The following is a 2,390-nucleotide window of genomic DNA, read 5'->3' as shown; positions in this document are numbered from 1 at the left end:
CCACATCGCCGATGTGCACATCGGTGCCTCGGCCCGCCATCTGCGTGGCCACGGTGACCGCACCCGGCTCGCCGGCCTGGGCCACCACCTCGGCCTCGGCCTGGTCCTGGCTGGCGTTGAGCACACGGTGTGCGCAGCCCAGCGCCTGCAGCACGCCTGACAAGGCCACCGAATCGGCCACCGAGCGGGTGCCCACCAGAACGGGCTGTCCACGCTCGCGACAAGCCATCACCCGCTCGGCCACGGCCTGCCAATGTGCCTGGGCATGCGCGTGCACCTTCAGCCCCAGGTCCTGACGCTGGCTGACCCGGTGAGGCGCCACGGGCCGAACCGGCAGGCCGTAAGTGGCCAGCAACTCGCAGCGCGCCTCGCTCAAGGTGCCGCTCTGCCCGCACAAGCGCAGGTAGCGCGGGAAGAACTGCTGGCTGGTCATCTGCAGCAAGGTCTGCGTGGCTGGCGCAGGCTGCAGGCCCTCCTTCAGGCCGATGAGCTGGTGCAGGCCGCGCGACCAGCTGCGCCCCTTCGCTCGCCGGCCGCTGTGCACGTCTACGATCTGGATCTCGCCGTCGTGCACCACGTAATCCACATCACGCTGGAACGCGTGCAAGGCGGTGAGCGCCTGCGTCAACCACTCTTCTCGCAAACGCCGCAGCTGCCACTCCGTGCCCAGGTTGCGGGCGCGTTGGCCCAGCCACTCGCGGCCTGCATCGGTCAGTTGCCAACGGCCAGGTGCGGTTTCGATCACCTGCTCACCCGGCTTCATCTGCCTGGCCAGGAACAGCGCCAGGCGCCACCTGGGCAACTCGTCGTCGCGCACCTGCTGCGACAGGATCAAAGGCGTGGAGGCTTCGTCGATCAGCAAGCTGTCGGCCTCGTCGAGCACGGCCATGCACAGGCCGCGCAACACAGGCTGCTCGTGCGCAGCGGGGTTGCCCCGCCCTTCTTCCGAGGCGCCGAGCCGGTCCCGCAAATGATCGAAGACGACCTCACGAGCGCTGGCGTACGCCAGGTCGCAAGCGTAGGTGAGACGGCGTGCATCGGGCTTGTCGTCGTGCTGGATGCAGCCCACGCTCAGGCCCAGGCGGTCGCACACACCGCGCGCCTCGTCGGCGTCTCGCTGCGCCAGGTAGTCGTTGGAGGTGAGCACGTGCACCGGCACGCCGGCCAAAGCGGCCGTGGCCCCCACCAGCTGGGCCACCAGGGTCTTGCCTTCGCCGGTGCCCAGCTCAACGAGGTGGTTGTGCAGCATCCAGGCCGCGGCCTCGATCTGCGTGTCTCGCGGCCACCAACCGCGCTCGCGTCGCACCGCCTCCGACACCACGGCCAACGCCAGCGACAAGGGGTGACCCGTCAAACCCGATTGCAACAAGCCGGCTCGGGCCTGCCAGGCCATGAGCTTCAAGGCCTCGTCCGACATGGCCTGCAAGGGGGCTTGGTGAACGCGCACGCTGTTGCACAACTCGCGCACCGATTTCGCCTGGCCCCGCCCCCATTGGGCAAGCCAGGCTTTTCCAGCCGCCAGCAGGGCCTGCTTGGGCCAGCGCGGCACCGGCCGCATCGGGTAGCTCCCCCAGACGGGTCCCGGCCTGGGCGTGAGCCCCGCCTACGGCTCGCCCGCAGCAGACGCGGGCAGGCGACGCGCCGACGCGCCACTCACCCCAGCGCCCCCATGTGGCTGAGCAGCAGCTGACGCATGCGGAAGAACACGCGATCGACCAAGGTCTGCGGCGCCAGCGTCAGGCGCACCTGCGCGCGCGAGCCCACCCGCTCGGCCACGGCCTGCGGCACCAGCAGCTCAAAGGTGAAAACCGGGTGCAAGGGCCGCGTGCCATCCGCATCTGCCGGGTCCACCTCCACCGGACCGCCTGCGGCGCTGCCCAGGGCAGGAGCGGGCAAACGATCGAGCGCAGCAGGCACCTGGCGCACCAAGCTGGCGGGCCACACCGTGCCCCTGGCGTCGGCCAACATCACGTGCAAATCTTCATCGCCTGCGCGGCGACGGCGCAAGGCCTCGCGCCACAGGCCCACATCCGCCTCGCTGACCACGACCAGCACCCGAGCGCCGCCAGGTGGCAACACCTGCGCCAGCACCTCGCCTTCGGCCACATCGCGCCCCGTCATGTCGGCGGCATGTGGCCAGACCAGGCGCCCCGCCACGCCCGCGCGCACGGTCAAACCGGCGATGCGTCGCTCGACTTCGGCCAGGGCCTGGCGGTCACGGTCCACGGCTTCTTCGGCCTGCGACACCCCCACAGGGTCCGTGGCCCAGGCCGCGCTGCGCTGTGCTTCGGACGCCGCGATGCGGGCCTGGAGCACCGCTTTTTCGGCGAGCAGCTCATCGGCCACCAGCTTCATCAAAGGCTGACCGGCCTGAACCAGGTCACCATCGC

2 protein-coding genes are annotated in these 2,390 nt (G+C 70.3%); both read right to left on the bottom strand.

Features of this window, described 5'->3' with window-relative positions; translation table 11 throughout:
- On the bottom strand, positions 1-1,558 hold a 1,558-nt coding region (locus B2W70_RS01085), incomplete at its 3' end, for a DEAD/DEAH box helicase (protein ID WP_286742093.1).
- 95 nt (positions 1,559-1,653) lie between these two features.
- Positions 1,654-2,390 (bottom strand): hypothetical protein (locus tag B2W70_RS01080; protein ID WP_286742091.1); only part of this gene is annotated, 737 nt, incomplete at its 5' end.

Source organism: Aquabacterium sp. UBA2148 (assembly GCF_002328915.1).
Lineage (GTDB): Bacteria > Pseudomonadota > Gammaproteobacteria > Burkholderiales > Burkholderiaceae_C > Aquabacterium > Aquabacterium parvum.
Note: the sequence above shows the minus strand (reverse complement) of the source record. Positions and strands in the feature narration are given on the sequence as shown.